General features: G+C 58.1%; 16 protein-coding genes and 1 tRNA gene. 8 read left to right on the top strand and 9 right to left on the bottom strand.

Annotated elements, in window-relative coordinates; genetic code table 11:
• Nucleotide 1: 1 nt before the first annotated feature.
• The 5 genes from nrfD to VMV64_RS12650 all read right to left on the bottom strand — a co-directional run bounded on the left by nrfD (nt 2) and on the right by VMV64_RS12650 (nt 4,490).
• Nucleotides 2-1,141 (bottom strand): NrfD/PsrC family molybdoenzyme membrane anchor subunit, encoded by a 1,140-nt coding sequence (gene nrfD / locus VMV64_RS12670; RefSeq protein ID WP_325330866.1) that lies wholly within the window; start codon nt 1,139-1,141, stop codon nt 2-4.
• 3 nt (nt 1,142-1,144) lie between these two features.
• Nucleotides 1,145-1,861, bottom strand: coding sequence for a sulfate reduction electron transfer complex DsrMKJOP subunit DsrO (gene dsrO / locus VMV64_RS12665; protein ID WP_325330864.1), 717 nt, complete (start codon nt 1,859-1,861; stop codon nt 1,145-1,147).
• 316 nt (nt 1,862-2,177) lie between these two features.
• Nucleotides 2,178-2,387, bottom strand: coding sequence for a DUF2892 domain-containing protein (locus VMV64_RS12660; protein ID WP_325330862.1), 210 nt, complete (start codon nt 2,385-2,387; stop codon nt 2,178-2,180).
• An 86-nt stretch (nt 2,388-2,473) separates the two neighbouring features.
• Entirely contained in the window at nt 2,474-3,142 is a 669-nt protein-coding gene (locus tag VMV64_RS12655) for a Crp/Fnr family transcriptional regulator (RefSeq protein ID WP_325330860.1), read from the bottom strand.
• A 1-nt stretch (nt 3,143) separates the two neighbouring features.
• Nucleotides 3,144-4,490 carry a sigma-54 interaction domain-containing protein gene (locus VMV64_RS12650; RefSeq protein ID WP_325330858.1) on the bottom strand — a complete coding sequence of 449 codons (1,347 nt, stop codon included), beginning with the start codon at nt 4,488-4,490 and terminating at the stop codon, nt 3,144-3,146.
• Nucleotides 4,491-4,740: 250 nt separating this feature from the next.
• Here VMV64_RS12650 and VMV64_RS12645 point away from each other — a divergent pair, with 250 nt between their 5' ends.
• The 4 genes from VMV64_RS12645 (at nt 4,741) to VMV64_RS12630 (ending at nt 9,812) form a co-directional block, all read left to right on the top strand.
• Nucleotides 4,741-4,938, top strand: a complete 198-nt coding sequence (locus VMV64_RS12645) for a hypothetical protein (protein WP_325330856.1) — start codon at nt 4,741-4,743, stop codon at nt 4,936-4,938.
• Between the two features lie 65 nt (nt 4,939-5,003).
• On the top strand, nt 5,004-6,272 hold the full coding sequence (locus VMV64_RS12640; protein WP_325330854.1) for an FAD/NAD(P)-binding oxidoreductase: 1,269 nt from the start codon (nt 5,004-5,006) through the stop codon (nt 6,270-6,272).
• A gap of 365 nt (nt 6,273-6,637) precedes the next feature.
• Entirely contained in the window at nt 6,638-9,193 is a 2,556-nt protein-coding gene (gene acnB / locus VMV64_RS12635; protein ID WP_325330852.1) for a bifunctional aconitate hydratase 2/2-methylisocitrate dehydratase, read from the top strand.
• Nucleotides 9,194-9,200: 7 nt separating this feature from the next.
• Nucleotides 9,201-9,812 carry a glutathione S-transferase gene (locus tag VMV64_RS12630; RefSeq protein WP_325330850.1) on the top strand — a complete coding sequence of 204 codons (612 nt, stop codon included), beginning with the start codon at nt 9,201-9,203 and terminating at the stop codon, nt 9,810-9,812.
• Nucleotides 9,813-9,883: 71 nt separating this feature from the next.
• Here VMV64_RS12630 and mnmA read toward each other — a convergent pair whose 3' ends face one another.
• The 3 genes from mnmA to VMV64_RS12615 are packed head-to-tail and all read right to left on the bottom strand — an operon-like array spanning nt 9,884 to nt 11,932.
• The gene (mnmA, locus tag VMV64_RS12625) at nt 9,884-10,951 is read right to left on the bottom strand and encodes a tRNA 2-thiouridine(34) synthase MnmA (protein WP_325330848.1); all 1,068 of its coding nucleotides are present in this window, start codon (nt 10,949-10,951) and stop codon (nt 9,884-9,886) included.
• Entirely contained in the window at nt 10,941-11,465 is a 525-nt protein-coding gene (locus VMV64_RS12620) for a hypothetical protein (RefSeq protein WP_325330846.1), read from the bottom strand. Before VMV64_RS12620 ends, mnmA begins: the two co-directional genes overlap by 11 nt.
• Nucleotides 11,466-11,485: 20 nt before the next feature.
• Complete coding sequence (locus VMV64_RS12615; RefSeq protein ID WP_325330844.1) at nt 11,486-11,932, bottom strand: NUDIX hydrolase; 447 nt, start codon at nt 11,930-11,932, stop codon at nt 11,486-11,488.
• Nucleotides 11,933-12,032: 100 nt separating this feature from the next.
• On the opposite strand from VMV64_RS12615, the gene queC reads away from it, so the two are divergent.
• From queC to VMV64_RS12595, 4 genes are all read left to right on the top strand, one after another.
• The gene (queC, locus tag VMV64_RS12610; RefSeq protein ID WP_325331486.1) at nt 12,033-12,725 is read left to right on the top strand and encodes a 7-cyano-7-deazaguanine synthase QueC; all 693 of its coding nucleotides are present in this window, start codon (nt 12,033-12,035) and stop codon (nt 12,723-12,725) included.
• A gap of 86 nt (nt 12,726-12,811) precedes the next feature.
• A complete protein-coding gene (locus VMV64_RS12605) occupies nt 12,812-13,996 on the top strand; it encodes a YeeE/YedE family protein (protein ID WP_325330842.1) in 1,185 nt (394 codons plus the stop codon).
• A gap of 92 nt (nt 13,997-14,088) precedes the next feature.
• Nucleotides 14,089-14,164: transfer RNA gene (locus tag VMV64_RS12600), tRNA-Lys, on the top strand.
• Between the two features lie 95 nt (nt 14,165-14,259).
• A complete protein-coding gene (locus VMV64_RS12595) occupies nt 14,260-14,646 on the top strand; it encodes a glutaredoxin family protein (RefSeq protein ID WP_325330839.1) in 387 nt (128 codons plus the stop codon).
• A 7-nt stretch (nt 14,647-14,653) separates the two neighbouring features.
• Here VMV64_RS12595 and VMV64_RS12590 read toward each other — a convergent pair whose 3' ends face one another.
• Complete coding sequence (locus VMV64_RS12590) at nt 14,654-16,828, bottom strand: putative bifunctional diguanylate cyclase/phosphodiesterase (RefSeq protein ID WP_325330837.1); 2,175 nt, start codon at nt 16,826-16,828, stop codon at nt 14,654-14,656.
• Between the last annotated feature and the right edge of the window lie 79 nt (nt 16,829-16,907).

Below are 16,907 nucleotides of genomic sequence, written 5' to 3'. Positions count from 1 at the left end.
CTTAGTGCTGAGCAATCGCGCTAGCGGCGAGTGCGTGGGTTGCTTTGTTGTTGCGGCTGGCAAACGCCCGTCCGGCCCAGGGCAAATAATCCACCATCAATACCAGCAGCGCGATCCACAAACCCAGCGTGCCGACGATGCCGAGCAGGCCGTCACCGCCGAGCGGCAGATGGTAGTCATAAAGACCGGCGCCGGTTTTGGGGATAGACTGGCCGCCGATGAAGATGGTCCAGCGCATCATCCATGCGCTGTGCACAGCAATCAGTCCGGTAATCAGGCCGCTTGAGGCCGGACGCCAGATCGCCAGCGCCATCGGCAGTATCGTTGCCAGCACCGCCCACACTGCGGTCAGCTGCCATTGCGGCATGCCTGCCACCTGGCTGAAGGCGGCACTATGCGCGGGGCTGACTCCGGACAGGCTGACAAAAAGCCATCCCCCGCCCAGCGTCAGCACTACCGCCAGAGCCAGCACAAGAAGGCGGTTGAGGCCGATTTCCAGCTGGTTATCGTGGCCACCGACAAACCGGTTGAACAACAGGGACAAACCGATTGCACCGGCGAAGGCGGTTGCCGCGAACTGCAGCGGCAGGAAAGGCGTGTTCCACAGCGGACGGGCCTGAACCACCATCACCTCCATGCCGGTATAAAGCGCCACCAGCACAGCGCCCACCAGGGTCAGCAAGGCTGCGGCGGAAATGGCCATTCGCGGCGCGGCTCCGCCCCGCCCGGCAAGGCGATAGAAGCGGGCCAGCAATGCGTCGCCGCCTTGGCCCTGCACGGCAAAATCTCCGCGCAGTACCAGCCACGCATAGAGCAGCAAGCCGCCGAGATAAACCGGGATAAAGAACGAGCCCCACGACATCCAGGATTGCGGCTGGAAATACAGGTAAAAATTCAGGAAACGTCCCGGACCATGCAGGTCGGCCAGCAGGGCAACGGGCGCCGTCAGTCCGCAGGCCAGCGCACCGAGCAGGGCCAAACGGCCAAGCTTTTCGTGCTCTGCGCGACCGAAGACAAAATACGGCAGAGTCAGCATAAAGCTGCCGAAACTAAGCCCGATCAGGAAAAAATATGACACTGCCCACGGTAGCCAGGCCACCCCGCGCGTAACGTTGAGCACTTCGATGATTTGACTGTCCATGATTTAACCTCCGTGTCCGCTTGGTTGCCATAATGTGCCTTCGCCCTCGACGCGCCCCTGGAAGCGCTCGTCCAGGCCAAGATAAAAGACATGGGGTTGTGTGCCCATTTCCGGTTTCAGCACCTTGATCTTGTTCTGGTCGACCAGGTGGCGTACTTTGCTGTTCGGATCGTTGAGGTCGCCAAAGATGCGCGCCCCGCCGACACAGGTTTCGACACAGGCCGGCAACAGCCCGGCATCGACCCGATGGGCGCAGAAAGTGCACTTATCCGCTTTGCCGGTTTCGTGGTTGATGAAGCGTGCGTCGTAAGGGCAAGCCTGCACGCAGTAGGCGCAACCGACACACCGGTCGCCATCAACCACCACCACGCCGTCCTTGCGCTGAAAGGTCGCGCCCACCGGGCAAACCGGAATGCAGGGCGGATTATCGCAATGGTTGCACAAGCGCGGCAGCATGTAGGTGCCTGTACGCTTGCCTTCATGCACCTCGTAAGTGGAAACGATGGTGCGGAAACTGTTCTCCGGCATGGCATTTTCCATGATGCAGGACACCGTACAGGCTTGGCAGCCGATGCATTTTTGCACATCGACCACCATCGCCCAGCGATGCTTGCCATCCTCTGCCCCTGCCGCCGAAGCGATTGCCGGAGCCGGAGCCAACGCCGCTCCGACGGTGATGGCCGGCAAGGCGCGCAAGAAATTGCGTCGGGATTGAATCATTTGACCCTCCTTTTGCTGTAAGCGAGCCTTATTGGCTTATTTGCATGATAGGAGAGCAGGCGCCTTGAAGATATTGGATGTTTGTTGCGGTCGACTACACAAAATAGCCTATATCCATGAATCTGATTTTATGGTAGCCGATGAACCCTTGCCGCCGGCAAGGTGGCCCGAAGGGCGGCATTGGAGAGGACCCTATTCGCTTAGAGTTCGCGCACGGCGAGAGCGTGGTCAGCAATTAAAGTCAGGTAGTCACAAAAATGCAAAAAGGCGCAGGACTTTTTGAGTTCTGCGCCTTTTTTACAACCGAACGGTTCTTTTACTTCTTTTCTTTCATCGGGCAGGTGTTCATGCCCAGAATGCTGTAGGCCGGGCACCAGCTCATCAGGCCGGTTGCCAGCGGCACGATGCCGATCAGACCCCACAGCCAGAAACCGCTTTCATTCTTGAGTACGAATACCAGCGCCAACAGCACGATCCCAGCCACGATGCGCAGCAGCCTGTCAATTCCGCCTACGTTTACCTTCATAACTTCCTCCAATTTTAAAGACAACATTAGCAACGCCTTAATATTAAATAACTTCGGCGCATCGTGTCTGTGACTTTGGTTACATTTCACGCGCTTGCTTGCGCGATTCCTCGCAGAGCTTGTGCATTTAAAACCTGTATCTGCTCGCGCCGGAGTGTGACCAGCCCCTGGTCCTGGAAGCTTTTCAGCAATCTGCTGATGATCTCGCGCACGCTGCCCAGTTCGTCCGCCAGGCTTTGGTGTGTCGCATTGACGGTCTCGCCTTTTGCCAGCAGCAGCGCCGCCAAACGCTGATCGAGCTTGTGAAAGGCCACTTCTTCCACCAGTTGCATCAGGTCGGCGAGGCGTGCGCCGAACAGGTTGAAAATAACCGCGCGAAAAGGCGGATGCTGCTCGATCAACTGGGTAAACAACGCCCTCGGCACCATCACCGCCGTCAAGTCATGCTCCGCCACGCCGCGCGCAGGATAGGCGACGTTGCCCAACAAACAGCTGCTGGTGATGATGCAGCTTTCGCCGGGCAGAACGCGGTAGAGTTGGAGTTCGCGCCCGTTCGCCCCGGCCTTGGCCACGCGCACCGAGCCCGACAGCAGCATGGGGAAAGCCTGGCACGGACCGCGCGATTCGAACAGCACTGTTCCCGCCGGCGCTTCGATATAGGCAGCCTCCCGGTCGAACCGCCGCCCCAGCTCGGCGGGGGTATCCCGCAGCGCCGGAAACAGGGTGAGAAGATTATCCTTGATGATGTCGTCCATCTCATTGCTCCGAATGCAGCCCATAGCGATTCAGCTTGCGGTACAAGGTGCGTTCGCTAATGCCGAGTATATCCGCCACTGTGCGCCGATGGCCCTGGTACCGCCCCAGCAGATCCTGGATATGGCGAATTTCCATTGCCTCGATGGAAAGCGAGCCACCGGCAACCTCGGCACGGCCCTTCGCTTGCGGCGCTTTTTGCGGTTTCACGCCGCTCGCCCCCTCGAACTGGATGTGCCTGGCGTGGATGATCCCGTTGCCAGTCAGGGCGGCTGCTTTCTGCAAGACGTTGCGCAACTCTCGCACATTGCCCGGATAATCGTAGCCCATCAGGCGGGTAACGGCGTCGGCGCCAAGCCGCGGGGGCCGCTTCCCCGTTCCGCTGATGCGGGCAAGCAGCGCATCTGCCAGCGCGGGAATATCCTGGCGCCGCTCGCGCAAGGAGGGAAGCGTCACATCGATGCCGGCGATACGGTAATAAAGGTCCTCGCGGAACAGGCCCTGGTCGACGCGGTCCAGCAAATTGCGGTTGGTGGCGGAAATGATGCGCACATCCGCCTTCAGGGTTTCAGTCCCGCCGACCCGGCGAAATTCTCCCGTTTCCAGCATGCGCAGCAGCTTGGGTTGCATGGACAAGGGAATTTCGCCGATTTCATCGAGAAACAGCGTGCCGCCGTGCGCCAGCTCGAACAGCCCCTGCTTGCGCCCGACGCAGCCGGTGAAGGCGCCGCGCTCGTGGCCGAAAAATTCGCTCTCGAACACCGATTCGGCAATTGCGGCGCAATTCACCGCCACATACGGCCTTCCGCTCCGGCCGGAATGCTTGTGCACGAATTCCGCCGCCAGCTCCTTGCCTACGCCGCTTTCCCCATAGAGCAGAATCGGCGCCTCCGACTCGGCCACGCGCCCCAGTTTATCGGCGCATTCGAGGAAGGCGGGCGACTGTCCGATCATGCGCATCTCGTCGCAATCCAGGTCTTCCGAAGATCCCAACGGCACGATGGCCTCGCCCAGGTAAAGGCAACCGTCACGCCCGCGAATCGGATGCCCCTTGAGGCGCACCCGCTCGGCGCGATTGTGATTGTCGTAATGAATATGCAGTACCTGGCAAGCCTCGCCGGTTGCAAATACCTTCTGGTGTGGACAGACCTCGCCGTTCTCGTGACAGGGAACGGCGGAATGATGGGAAATTTCATGGCACAAGCGGCCCACAATCTCACCCTGACTCATGCCATATACCTGACAGTAAGCCTGGTTTGCAGAAACTACACGGTAATCCTTATCGATCAGGACGAATGGATTTTCCTGGATATTGATCAGAGATTGCAGGTCGAGAGATAGATCGTTCATTTTGGCAGCCCCTCATGACAGATTGTCATGACGCAGTATAACCTTGACCAAGCCGCCATGCAAATCAAAAGGTTGCTGCCTCAGCAGGCTGAGAAAACATTCTTCATGAATGACTATACTGACATATTGGCATGACATCCTGTCATCACAGAAATCACAATAATTAAATATCATTAACAATCAACAAAGTGCATCATGGCACGCCGATTGCTTAAAGGTTTACCACAACCCCCATTAAATGGAGAAGCAAATGACCGCAAAATGGATACTACGCGAAGGCGTAAAAATGGACGACGCTACTGCCAGCGAAGTCGCCAAGATCGCCTGTGCGCTGAAATCTCTGTCAGCCTATACCAGCCTGGCGATGGAAAGCGAAGATGCGCCGGAAGACCTGCAAGTCATCGTAGACGAAGGACTTGACGCGATGACCCGAATTTTCGTCTGGTAATTCGGGATTATTCCCCATAAAAAACGATACCCCGGAAAACTCTTAACCCATAAGGAACCGTGCACATGGCACATATCGTAATTCTCGGCGCAGGCATTGGCGGCATGTCGTGCGCGTATGAAATGCGGGAGCAACTTCGCCCCGAAGACAAGGTCACCGTCATTTCGGACTCTCCGCTATTTCAATTCGTCCCTTCCAACCCCTGGGTCGGCGTCAACTGGCGCACCAAGGAAGACATCACCATTCCCATCGCGCCCTATTTCGAGCGCAAGGGCATCAACCTGATCGCGACACCGGCGCAGCGCGTTCACCCCGAAAAAAATCAGGTCGAACTGACCGACGGCCAAATCGTCGACTATGACTTCCTCGTCATCGCCACCGGCCCGAAGCTGGCCTTCGACGAAGTGGAAGGCATGGGGCCAGGCAAGAACACTTATTCCATCTGCCACGTCGATCACGCAGTGGAAGCCGGCAAGGCATGGGACCAGTTCATCCGTGATCCGGGTCCTATCGTAGTGGGTGCCGTGCAGATGGCTTCCTGCTATGGACCTGCCTATGAATTCGCCATGATCATGGACACCGACCTGCGTAGACGCAAGATCCGCGACAAGGTACCGATGACCTTCGTCACCGCCGAACCCTACATCGGCCATCTCGGCCTGGGCGGCGTGGGAGATTCCAAGGGGCTGATGGAATCCGTCATGCGCGACCGCCACATCAAGTGGATCTGCAACGCCAAGGTCACCAAGGTCGAACCGGGCAAGATGTTCGTCACCGAGCTGGACGACATGGGCAACGTCAAAAAGGAACACGAACTGCCGTTCAAGCACTCGATGATGCTGCCGGCCTTCAAGGGCGTGGACGCCGTGTTCGGCATCGAGGGACTGACCAACCCGCGCGGCTTCATCCTGATCGACCCGTTCCAGCGCAACCCGAAATACAACAACATTTACGCGATCGGCGTGTGCGTCGCCATCCCGCCGGTGGAAGCCACTCCGGTGCCGACCGGCGCGCCCAAGACCGGCTACATGATCGAAACCATGGTCACCGCCACGGCGCACAACATCCGCGCCGTGCTCGACGGCAAGGAGCCGGATTACAAGGCCACCTGGAACGCCATCTGCCTGGCCGACTTCGGCGACACCGGCGCGGCCTTCGTGGCGCTGCCGCAGATCCCGCCGCGCAACGTCAACTGGTTCAAGGAAGGCAAGTGGGTGCACCTGGCCAAGATCGCCTTCGAGAAATACTTCATCCGCAAGATGAAAAAAGGCACCACCGAGCCGATTTACGAGAAATACGTGCTCGGCGTGCTCGGCATCAAGAAGAAAAAATAGCACGTCACGATTTTTAAAGTTGTGTCTCCGTTTTGGGGCGGCCTCGGCCGCCCCCTTTTTTTCAGCCCTATTCAACCCCGTTTTTCATCCTAGAAAAAGCGATTAACCACGAATTTGCACGAATAAAGCACGAATGTTCACGAATAATCGATGAATTAATCATGCCTGGTCGTCTCACCCGTTTGGTGAAGCGGGATTATGTTCTAACTATTTGTGTTCATTCGTGAAAATTCGTGTCGCCTAGAGGCGCCTACTTTTGGCATTCGTGGTTAATTGCCGTTTTAAGGTTCATTCTGATTTAAGCGCCCGGAAAATACCGGATATAATGGCAGTTCGTTGAAATACCCTCTTTCCGAGTGCACACCATGCTGAAAACCTATCGTGACCATGCCGCCGAGCGCACTGCGCTTGGCCTGCCGCCGCTACCTCTGAATGCAGAACAAACGACAGCCCTGATCGAGCTATTGAAGAGCCCGCCTGCGGGAGAGGGGGCCTTCCTCGTCGACCTGCTGGAAAACCGTATTCCTGCCGGCGTCGACGACGCGGCCAAAGTAAAGACAACCTTCCTCGCCGATATCGCCAACGGCAGGGCAAACTCGCCGCTGATCAGCCCGCAGCATGCGGTAAGGCTGCTTGGAACCATGCTTGGCGGATATAACGTTACCGCCCTGATCGAGCTTCTGGATACCGCTCTCGCCGCCGACGCGGCCGAAGCGCTGAAGCGCACCATCCTGATTTTCGATGCTTTCCAGCAAGTCGCCGACCGGATGCAGGCAGGCAACGCCCACGCCAAATCCCTGATCCAGTCCTGGGCCGAGGGGGAATGGTTTACCGCCAAGCCCGCGCTGGCGGAAACCATCAAAACCGTGGTGTTCAAGGTGCCGGGGGAAACCAACACCGACGACCTTTCACCTGCCCAGGCAGCCTGGTCGCGCCCCGACATTCCGCTCCACGCCAAGGAAATGCTGGTCGCCAAGATGCCGGATGCACTCGGCACCATCGCCAAGCTCAAGGAAAAGAACCTGCCCATCGCCTACGTCGGCGACGTGGTCGGCACCGGCTCCTCGCGCAAATCCGCAATCAATTCGGTGCAATGGCATATGGGCGCGGACATTCCCCATATCCCCAACAAGCGCACTGGCGGTATCGTGCTGGGCAGCAAGATCGCGCCGATCTTCTTCAACACCGCCGAGGACTCCGGCGCGCTGCCGATCGAGTGCGACGTTTCCGCCATGAACACCGGCGACGTCATCGTCATCCATCCTTACCAGGGTCAGGTCACCGACGAAGCCGGCAAACTCATCGCCAGTTTCACCCTGGCGCCGGTCACGCTGGCGGATGAAGTCCGCGCCGGCGGCCGCATCCCGCTGATCATCGGCCGCGGCCTCACTACCCAGGCACGCGCCGCACTCGGCCTGCCGCCCTCAACCCTGTTCGCCCTGCCCACCCCGGTAAAGGACACCGGCAAGGGCTACACCCTGGCGCAGAAGATGGTCGGCCGTGCCTGCGGCGTCGCCGGCGTGCGCCCGGGCACTTATTGCGAACCGAAGATGACCACCGTCGGCTCGCAGGACACTACCGGCGGCATGACCCGCGACGAACTGAAAGAGCTTGCCTGCCTCGGATTTTCCGCCGACCTGATGATGCAAAGCTTCTGCCACACCGCGGCCTACCCCAAGCCGGTGGACGTCAAGCTGCAGCACTCCCTGCCCGAATTCATGGTGCACCGCGGCGGAGTCAGCCTCAAAGCCGGCGACGGCATCATCCACTCCTGGCTGAACCGCATGCTGCTGCCGGACACGGTCGGCACCGGCGGCGATTCCCACACCCGCTTCCCGATCGGGATATCCTTCCCCGCCGGCTCCGGCCTGGTGGCTTTTGCCGCCGCCATGGGCATCATGCCGCTGGACATGCCGGAATCGGTGCTGGTGCGCTTCAAGGGCCAGATGCAACCAGGTATCACCCTGCGCGACCTGGTCAATGCCATCCCCTATGCCGCGATCCAGGAAGGCACCATGACGGTCGGCAAGCAGGGCAAGAAAAACGTGTTCTCCGGCCGCATCCTGGAAATCGAGGGGCTGCCGGACCTGAAGGTGGAACAGGCTTTCGAGCTCGCCGATGCCTCGGCCGAGCGATCCGCTGCAGCCTGCACGGTACGCCTCAACAAGGAACCGGTGATCGAGTACCTCAATTCCAACGTCGCCCTGCTCTCCAACATGATCGAGAACGGCTACCAGGATGCTCACACCCTGCAACGCCGCATCGACGCCATGAAGGCCTGGCTGGCCAAGCCCGAACTGCTGGCGCCGGATGCCGATGCGGAATACGCCCATGTCATCGAAATCGACCTCGCCTCCATCAAGGAACCGTTGGTGGCCTGCCCCAACGACCCGGACGACATCAAGCCGCTTTCCGCCGTCGCCGGCGACAAGATCGACGAGGTGTTCATCGGCAGCTGCATGACCAACATCGGCCATTACCGCGCCGCCGCGAAAATGATCGAGGACTCCGGCCTGATCACGCCCCGGCTGTGGGTGGTGCCGCCGACCCGGATGGACGAAGCCGAACTCAGGGAAGAAGGCGTCTACGGCATTTTCGGCCGCGCCGGCGCGCGCACCGAAATCCCGGGCTGCTCCCTGTGCATGGGCAACCAGGCGCGGGTGGCGGACAATGCCACGGTATTCTCCACCAGCACGCGCAACTTCGACAACCGGATGGGCAAGGGTGCCCGCGTCTACCTCGGCTCAGCCGAACTGGCAGGGGCTTGCGCGCGACTGGGGCGCATCCCGACGGTGCGGGAGTACCTCGATCTGGTAAACAGCAAGATCGCTCCCGAGGCCGACAATATCTACCGTTACCTCAATTTCGACCGGATGGAGGAATACCGTCCGCGCAAAATCATTAAACTGACGCAGGTGTAGTAAAAAAATGAAACTGATCATGACGCCGACCAGCCCGTTCGCGCGCAAAGTGCGCATTGTCCTGGCGGAAAAACGCATCGAATACGAACAAGTGGTGGACAGTCCATGGGAAGCGGGCACTCACGTCCCCGACTACAACCCGCTCGGCATGGTGCCGGTGCTGGTGCTGGACGACAACCACACCCTGTTCGATTCGCGCGTGATCGTCGAATATCTCGACACTGTCAGCCCGGTGTCCCAGCTGATTCCCAAGGACAGCCGCCAGCGTCTGGCTGTGCGCCGCTGGGAAGCGCTAGCCGATGGCGTATCCGACGCCGCTGCCGCCATTTTTGTCGAGAAGAAACGTCCCGAATCGCGGCAAAGCCCTGAATGGATCGTACGCCAGGAACAGAAAGTGTTCCGCGGCCTCGAAGCCATGGCGGAAGAACTGGGAGACAAGAACTGGTGCACCGGCGAATTCTTCAATCTTTCGGATATCGCCATGGGATGCGCCATGGGTTACCTCGATCTGCGCTTCCCGGAAATCGAATGGCGCAAGGCTCACCCGGTGCTGGCCCGACTCGCTGACAAACTGTCGCAACGGCCGTCTTTCAAGGAAACCCTGCCGCCTTCAGCTTGACGCACTGAGTGCTGAGTGCTGAGTGCTGAGTGCGAGGATTTTACTCAGGACTCAGCACTTTCAACTCAGCACTATCGAATTATTCCGCCCCCCAGGCACACTTCGCTTTCGTACACCACCACCGACTGGCCCGGCGTCACGGCCCATTGCGGCTGGGCGAAATCGATTTCGCAGCTTTCCTTATCCACGCGACGGATGCAGCAAGGTGCATCCGCTTGGCGGTAGCGAATCTTGGCGGCATAAACCCAATCCGTGTGGGGCGCATGGCCTGACACCCAGGACAGGTCGGCGGCGACCAAGCCTTCCCTGAACAAGGCGGGATGGTCATGCCCCTGCACGACGATCAGCACGTTGCGCGCCATGTCCTTGCCGGCAACGAACCACGGCTCGCCCTGCCCCCCGATACCCAGCCCCTGCCGCTGGCCGATGGTGTGATAGGCCAGCCCCTCGTGCCGCCCCACCACTTTGCCTTCCGGCGTTTCCATGTCGCCCGGCTGCTTCGGCAGGTAGCGGGAAAGGAATTCGCGAAACGGACGCTCGCCGATGAAGCAGATGCCGGTACTGTCCTTCTTGGCATGGACCGGCAGACCGGCCTCGCGGGCGATCTCGCGCACCTCGCGCTTGTACATCTCGCCAAGCGGGAATAGGGTTCGGGAGAGCTGCGCCTGGTTGAGGCGGTGCAGGAAATAGCTCTGGTCCTTGCTGCCGTCTTCCGCCTTGAGCAGCTCGAACAGCCCGGCCCGCTCCCGCACCCGGGCATAATGGCCGGTGGCGATCTTGTCGGCGCCGAGGGCGATGGCATGATCGAGAAAGGCCTTGAACTTTATTTCAGAGTTGCACAGCACATCCGGGTTAGGGGTGCGGCCGGCCTGGTATTCGCGCAGAAAAAGTGCAAATACCCTTTCCCGGTATTCCTTGGCGAAATTGACTGCCTCCACCTCGATGCCGATTTTGTCGGCCACGGCGAGGACGTCCATGAAATCCTGCTTGGCCGGGCAATAACCGTCTTCGGTGTCGTCGTCCTCCCAGTTCTTCATGAACAGCCCGACCACATCAAAGCCCTGACGCTTCAGTAGCAACGCGGCAACAGCGGAATCCACTCCACCCGACATGCCTACCACCACACGCTTATTCCTCATTGGGTTCTGCTCCATTACGCCATTCTTCCAGGGGCACCACGAATGCCGGTTGTCCATTGTCGAAAAACCAGGAATCCACCGCGAACTCCTGGCCAGTCTTTTTTTCCACGATACGCGCCGCCCAGTGGTCGTTCACCAGGAGAGGCGCCCTCTTCACCGCTTCCAGAACAAGATGGTACTTGAGCCAACCCCGGCCTTCCAGCAAGCGCAGATAGGCAGTGGCATTGGCAGATTCATCGATGCAATCCATCCGCCCATCCACGCCGTCATCGTTCACATTGCGGCCTTTATCGGCCCAGGTCGGAGTCTGCTGTCCGGCAGCAACTTCGAACAGTCCGATCACCCGGGAAATCGCAACGCGTTCCTCGACTGCATCCGTTGCCTGCAGCAACAACCTTCTGGCTGCGCGCAGTTCGTTCTCGCGAAGATCAACCTTGGCGGTTACGGCGCAGCCATAGTTGTAGCAGATGCTGACTTCGTCAGCCTGCGCGGCCAGCCCGAAACACAGCGTCAAGAGAATCAGCCACGCCCGCATCAGGAAAAGTGGGTGACCAGTTCCAGAGGATAGCGTGTACCGGCCAGATAATCCTCAATGCATTTCAGCACCAACGGGCTGCGGTGACGCTCCGCCGCAGCACGAATTTCTTCCTGACTCAACCATACGGCGCGCAGGATACCGCTGTCCAGCTGTCGTTGCGGGTCGTGCCCATGCACGCTTCCGGCAAAGGCAAAACGCAGGTAGGTGATATCCTTGCGGGGGTGACGCCAGCGATAAACACCCAGCAACCATTCCGGACTGAAATGATAAGCGGTTTCTTCCAGCGCTTCGCGAACCGCGCCCTGCGCCAAGGTCTCATCCGCTTCCCAGTGGCCGGCAGGCTGATTGAAGCGAAGGCCCTCACCGGTTTCTTCCTCCACCATGAGGAATTTTCCGTCTTGCTCGATCACCGCCGCCACGGTGACATTGGGCTTCCAGATCATTGGGTTTTCCTGCAAAAAGAGGCGATTTTATCGCTTTTTGAGTTCGATTCAAAACCGGAAGATCCCCGTGTAGAATTGAAAGCCATTTAAGGGGAATGCCATCTTGAACAAAGCAGTCGTGCTACTGTCGGGCGGACTGGATTCCGCCACCACTCTCGCCATCGCCCGCAGCGAGGGATACGCCTGCTATTGCCTGAGCCTGGATTACGGTCAGCGCCACGGCTCTGAACTGGAAGCCGCACAGCGTGTTGCCGCCGCGCTAGGGGCCAGCGAACACCGCACGGTAAAGCTCGATTTGACGGCATTCGGCGGCTCGGCCCTGACCGACGAAAAAATTGCCGTGCCGACTACGCCATCGGCCGGCATCCCCGTTACCTACGTACCGGCACGCAACACCATCATGCTGTCGCTCGCGCTGGCGTGGGCGGAAGTACTGGGCAGCCGCGACATCTTCATCGGCGCCAATGCGGTGGACTACTCGGGTTACCCGGACTGCCGCCCTGAATATCTCGAAGCCTTCGAAAAAATGGCCAACCTTGCCACGAAATCCGCAGTCGAAGGCAACACCATGCATATTCGCGCCCCTCTGGTCGCACTCTCGAAAGCGGAAATCATCCGCCGTGGCACTGCACTGGGCGTGGATTACCGCCTCACCGTTTCCTGCTACCAGGCCGGAGAGGACGGATCAGCCTGCGGAACTTGCGATTCCTGCCGTTTGCGCCGCCAGGGATTCGCCAGCGCCGGAATGGCCGACCCCACCCGCTACCGGCTTGAAGTTAACAGCCGAATTTAGTACGAACAGACTATGTATAAATATTGCATTTAACTATAGAATCAAACAAATATAATAAATAACCCAATGGATGGAAGGATAAACAGATGGTCTTTGAAAGCTTTGCGCAAGCTCAATCATTTTTTCTTTGGGCTACCTTTGGCATCGCCCTGGTCATGGGGGCGCTCGTCAACAAAACCAATTTCTGCACCATGGGCGCGGTTTCCGACTGGGTCAACATGGGCGACACAGGCCGCCTGCGCGCCTGGCTGTTTGCGATTGCGGTGGCGATGCTGGGCGTGGCGATCCTCGAAGCCAGCGGCCTCGTCAAACTGGCCGCCACCTTCCCGCCCTACCGCGCGAACCAACTGGTCTGGGCCGAAAACCTGCTGGGCGGACTGATGTTCGGCATCGGCATGACGCTCGCCTCCGGTTGCGGCAACAAAACCCTGATCCGCATCGGCGGCGGCAACCTCAAGTCCATCATGGTCCTCGCCATCATCGCGATTATCGCCTACTACATGGTCAATCCATTCCCGGACTCGGACAAGACGCTGTTTACCATGCTGTTCTACGACTGGATACGCCCGCTCGCCGTCACCCTGCAAACCAACCAGGATCTGGGCGCAATCGTCGCCGGCAGTGGCGCCGCTGCGACACCGCGACTGGCGATCGGCGGCATACTTGCGCTGGTGCTCATCGGCTTTGCATTCATATCCGCCGATTTCCGCAGCAATTTCGACAACATCCTGGGCGGCCTGGCGGTAGGTCTGGCCGTACTGGCGGCCTGGTACATCACCAGCAACGTGATGGTGAGCGCCGACGGACAGTCCTTCTCCCTGCAGAATTTCGTCGCCGAGCAATGGGACATGTACGCCAAGCCAGAAGAGCTGAAACCCGCAGACAGCCGGCCACTCTCGACCCAATCCTTTACCTTCATCAACCCCATGGGCCAGACTTTCGGCTACGCAATGGCCGGTTTCAAGCTCACTGCGCTGACTTTCGGTGTCATGTCGGTTGCCGGCGTCATCCTCGGATCCTTGCTGTGGTCCCTGATTAGCAGGAGCTTCCGCATCGAGTGGTTTGTTTCAGCGAAAGACTTCTTCAATCACTTCGTTGGCGCCATCCTGATGGGTTTTGGCGGCGTACTGGCGATGGGTTGCACCATCGGCCAGGGGGTGACCGGCGTTTCCACACTCGCGGTCGGCTCCATCATCACCCTGCTGGCCATCATTGCAGGCTGCGCCTCCACAATGAAATATCAGTACTGGAGAATGATGCGGGAAGCCTGATTTAATCAAGGCGTTAACATCACGAGGCCCCGTCCAGCGGGGCCTCGCTCTTGACAGAAAACTCATGCCACGGCATAATCGTTGTTTTTCGGGGGTCGTTAGCTCAGCCGGTAGAGCAGCGGACTTTTAATCCGTTGGTCGCCAGTTCGAATCTGGCACGGCCTACCAAAAAATTCAAAGGGTTAGTCAGCAATGACTAGCCCTTTTCATTTTATAGCGCGCTGCGCTACATTTCATCCTCTCTCAAAACCGGGTAATTCGCCATGAAATGGATCTTCAAGATATTCTTCCGCAGCCTGAGAGTCGTCATCGGCCCTTTCATTCTGCTTGGGGAGATCGCAACCACGCCGAAGGGCGTTGTTCGCCAGCCCGAAGCGCAACGCCAGGTCGACCTGCAATGCCGGGGACTGATCCTCTATCAATTCAGGACTTGTCCCTTTTGTGTCAAAGTCCGGAGAGAGATCCGTCGCCTGTCGCTTAACATCGAACTACGTGATGCGCAAAAAGACCAACAGAATCGCGCAGCGTTATTGCAGGGCGGCGGCCAGATCAAGGTGCCCTGCCTGAAAATCACGGATGAACAGGGCAATAACCAGTGGATGTATGAATCCTCCGATATCATCCAATATCTGCATGAACGCTTTGCCTAGCCGCCTGTTAACCGACTTTGTGCTGAAAGCTTGATTGGGTTTGGGCCGAATAAAATGCGGGCGGCGCCAACGGGCCATTTCTCATCAACAGCCCGGTAATTTCATTGCCAGGCAGTGGCTTGCTAAACAGGAATCCCTGCGCTTCGTTGCAATTGAGAAAGCGCAGAAACTCGAGTTGAGCGGGTTGCTCCACACCTTCCGCGATCAGATTCATCTTGAGCCCTTGCGCCATTGCGCAAATCGCGGTCACGATTGAAACATTATTCGGGTCGCCGGGGAGACCTCGCACAAAAGACTGGTCGATCTTGATGGTGTTGATGGGAAATTTCTGCAGGTAGCTCAAGGACGAATAACCGGTGCCGAAGTCATCCAGCGCGATCTTTATTCCCATGCTCGCCAGCATGTTAAGTTTTGCAATAATATGCTCGCCATCGTTCAGCAGCGCGCCTTCAGTGACCTCCAGCTCAAGCATCGAACCGTCCAGATGGTATTCCCGCAATAACTGCGAGATGTAATCGCAGAATCCGTCCTGTTCAATCTGCCGGGCCGAAATATTCACGGCCATTCGCAGCGGCGGCAAACCGGCATTTTTCCACAGCATGGCCTGCTTGCATGTAGACCTTAACACGAACTCCCCGATGGAGAGAATCAGGCCGGTTTCTTCTGCCAGCGGAATAAACTCCAGCGGCGTGATGCCGCCATGAAGCGGTGACACCCATCGCACCAAAGCTTCCATTCCGGAGATGAGGCCCGTGCTTACATTGATCTGAGGCTGATAAAAAACCTGAAACTCCTGCCTGTCGATCGCTTTCCGCATCTGCATTTCAATGGAGAGCTTCTCGGCAAACGACACATTCATGCTGCCGGAGTAGAGCTGGTAACGGTTCCCGCCTTTCGCCTTGCTGTCATACATGGCGATGTCAGCGTTCTTGATGAGGGTGTCTATGGATTCCCCGTCCACAGGGTAAAGCGCGATCCCGATACTGATGGATACGTAGAGTTCGTGCCCATCGATCTGGAATGGGGTGTCAAACGACTTGATCATTTTCTCCGCCGTTCGCATGGCATCTTCCCGATCGTCGATCCGGGGAAGAAGCAGAGTAAACTCGTCCCCACCCTGACGGGCCAGCGTGTCCCCCTCGCGTAAACAACCCTTGAGCCGCGATGCCACTTTTTTTAACAGGCTGTCGCCTATTACATGGCCCAGCGTGTCGTTGACAACCTTGAAGCGGTCCATATCCAGGAACATCACGGCCAGCATTTTCTGGTCACGTTTAGCCTGGGCAATCGCCATATCCAGGTGGTCCTTGAACAATATACGGTTGGCAAGCCCGGTGAGCAGATCATGATAGGCTTGGTAGCTGATAATCTGTTCAGCCTTCTTTCTTTCGGTGACATCCTTCGCCACACCATAGGTACCCACATGCTTTGCGGGCTGATCTGTCCTGCTTTCCTCGTAAATTCCGAAAGAGCTGAACTCCAGGGTAAGCAGTTTCGACTCGATATTGTGGCGGACCCTGAGTTCCATATTGCGGGACGCACGATCGCCAGCCCTCTTTTCGTTCAGGATATAATGGGCAGACTCCAGATCTTCGAGATAGATGAGAGCGGAATAATGCTGGCCGATCAGGCTTTCCTTGCGATAGCCTAACAACGGTTCCACACGGTCATTAAGAAATGTGAAGCGGCCATTGGCATCCAGCGTATAGATGATGTCCGGCGAGCTGTTCACCATGTAACGGTACCAGCGCTCCGACTCCCACAACTGGAGGTTCATGGCTTTGTTTTCTTTTTCCAGACGGCGCTTGATGAGGGCATTCTCGATCTTCAGAAGCAGCTCATCCGGCTCGTAGGGTTTTCTCAGGAAGTCGTAGGCCCCACGGCGCAGGGCGCTAATGGCGGAGTCTATGGAAACATCGCCGCTGACGACGATGACGCAAGTATCGAGCCGCTGCTCGATAATGGAATCCATGACCTGATGTCCGTCCACATCCGCCATAAAAAGGTCCAGCAGGACGAGATCGAATCGCTGGCTTTGGAGAAGCTCGATAGCCGCGCGCCCTCCATCCGCGGTGATGACCGAAAAACCATGGAGGCCCAGCAGGGCGCTCAGGCTGTTGCGCAGATGCAACTCATCATCTACAACCAATATCAATGGTTGTTCGGCCAATGCGACACTCATAGTTGAAGCTCCCTCATTTTGCATCCTCGCCAGCGCCAGATCCCGGGTCTACTGAAATACGGCGCGAGCCGAAAGGCGA

The sequence above is a fragment of the Sulfuricella sp. genome (assembly GCF_035531155.1).
Lineage (GTDB): Bacteria > Pseudomonadota > Gammaproteobacteria > Burkholderiales > Sulfuricellaceae > Sulfuricella.
This window is presented reverse-complemented; position numbering and strand designations above follow the sequence as displayed.

What these genes read in the sequence shown, in the direction of transcription:
- nrfD (WP_325330866.1), bottom strand. Translation starts at nt 1,141, where the DNA reads ATGGACAGTCAAATCATCGAAGTGCTCAACGTTACGCGCGGGGTGGCC.
- dsrO (WP_325330864.1), bottom strand. Translation starts at nt 1,861, where the DNA reads ATGATTCAATCCCGACGCAATTTCTTGCGCGCCTTGCCGGCCATCACC.
- VMV64_RS12660 (WP_325330862.1), bottom strand. Translation starts at nt 2,387, where the DNA reads ATGAAGGTAAACGTAGGCGGAATTGACAGGCTGCTGCGCATCGTGGCT.
- VMV64_RS12655 (WP_325330860.1), bottom strand. Translation starts at nt 3,142, where the DNA reads ATGGACGACATCATCAAGGATAATCTTCTCACCCTGTTTCCGGCGCTG.
- VMV64_RS12650 (WP_325330858.1), bottom strand. Translation starts at nt 4,490, where the DNA reads ATGAACGATCTATCTCTCGACCTGCAATCTCTGATCAATATCCAGGAA.
- VMV64_RS12645 (WP_325330856.1), top strand. Translation starts at nt 4,741, where the DNA reads ATGACCGCAAAATGGATACTACGCGAAGGCGTAAAAATGGACGACGCT.
- VMV64_RS12640 (WP_325330854.1), top strand. Translation starts at nt 5,004, where the DNA reads ATGGCACATATCGTAATTCTCGGCGCAGGCATTGGCGGCATGTCGTGC.
- acnB (WP_325330852.1), top strand. Translation starts at nt 6,638, where the DNA reads ATGCTGAAAACCTATCGTGACCATGCCGCCGAGCGCACTGCGCTTGGC.
- VMV64_RS12630 (WP_325330850.1), top strand. Translation starts at nt 9,201, where the DNA reads ATGAAACTGATCATGACGCCGACCAGCCCGTTCGCGCGCAAAGTGCGC.
- mnmA (WP_325330848.1), bottom strand. Translation starts at nt 10,951, where the DNA reads ATGAGGAATAAGCGTGTGGTGGTAGGCATGTCGGGTGGAGTGGATTCC.
- VMV64_RS12615 (WP_325330844.1), bottom strand. Translation starts at nt 11,932, where the DNA reads ATGATCTGGAAGCCCAATGTCACCGTGGCGGCGGTGATCGAGCAAGAC.
- VMV64_RS12605 (WP_325330842.1), top strand. Translation starts at nt 12,812, where the DNA reads ATGGTCTTTGAAAGCTTTGCGCAAGCTCAATCATTTTTTCTTTGGGCT.
- VMV64_RS12595 (WP_325330839.1), top strand. Translation starts at nt 14,260, where the DNA reads ATGAAATGGATCTTCAAGATATTCTTCCGCAGCCTGAGAGTCGTCATC.
- VMV64_RS12590 (WP_325330837.1), bottom strand. Translation starts at nt 16,828, where the DNA reads ATGAGTGTCGCATTGGCCGAACAACCATTGATATTGGTTGTAGATGAT.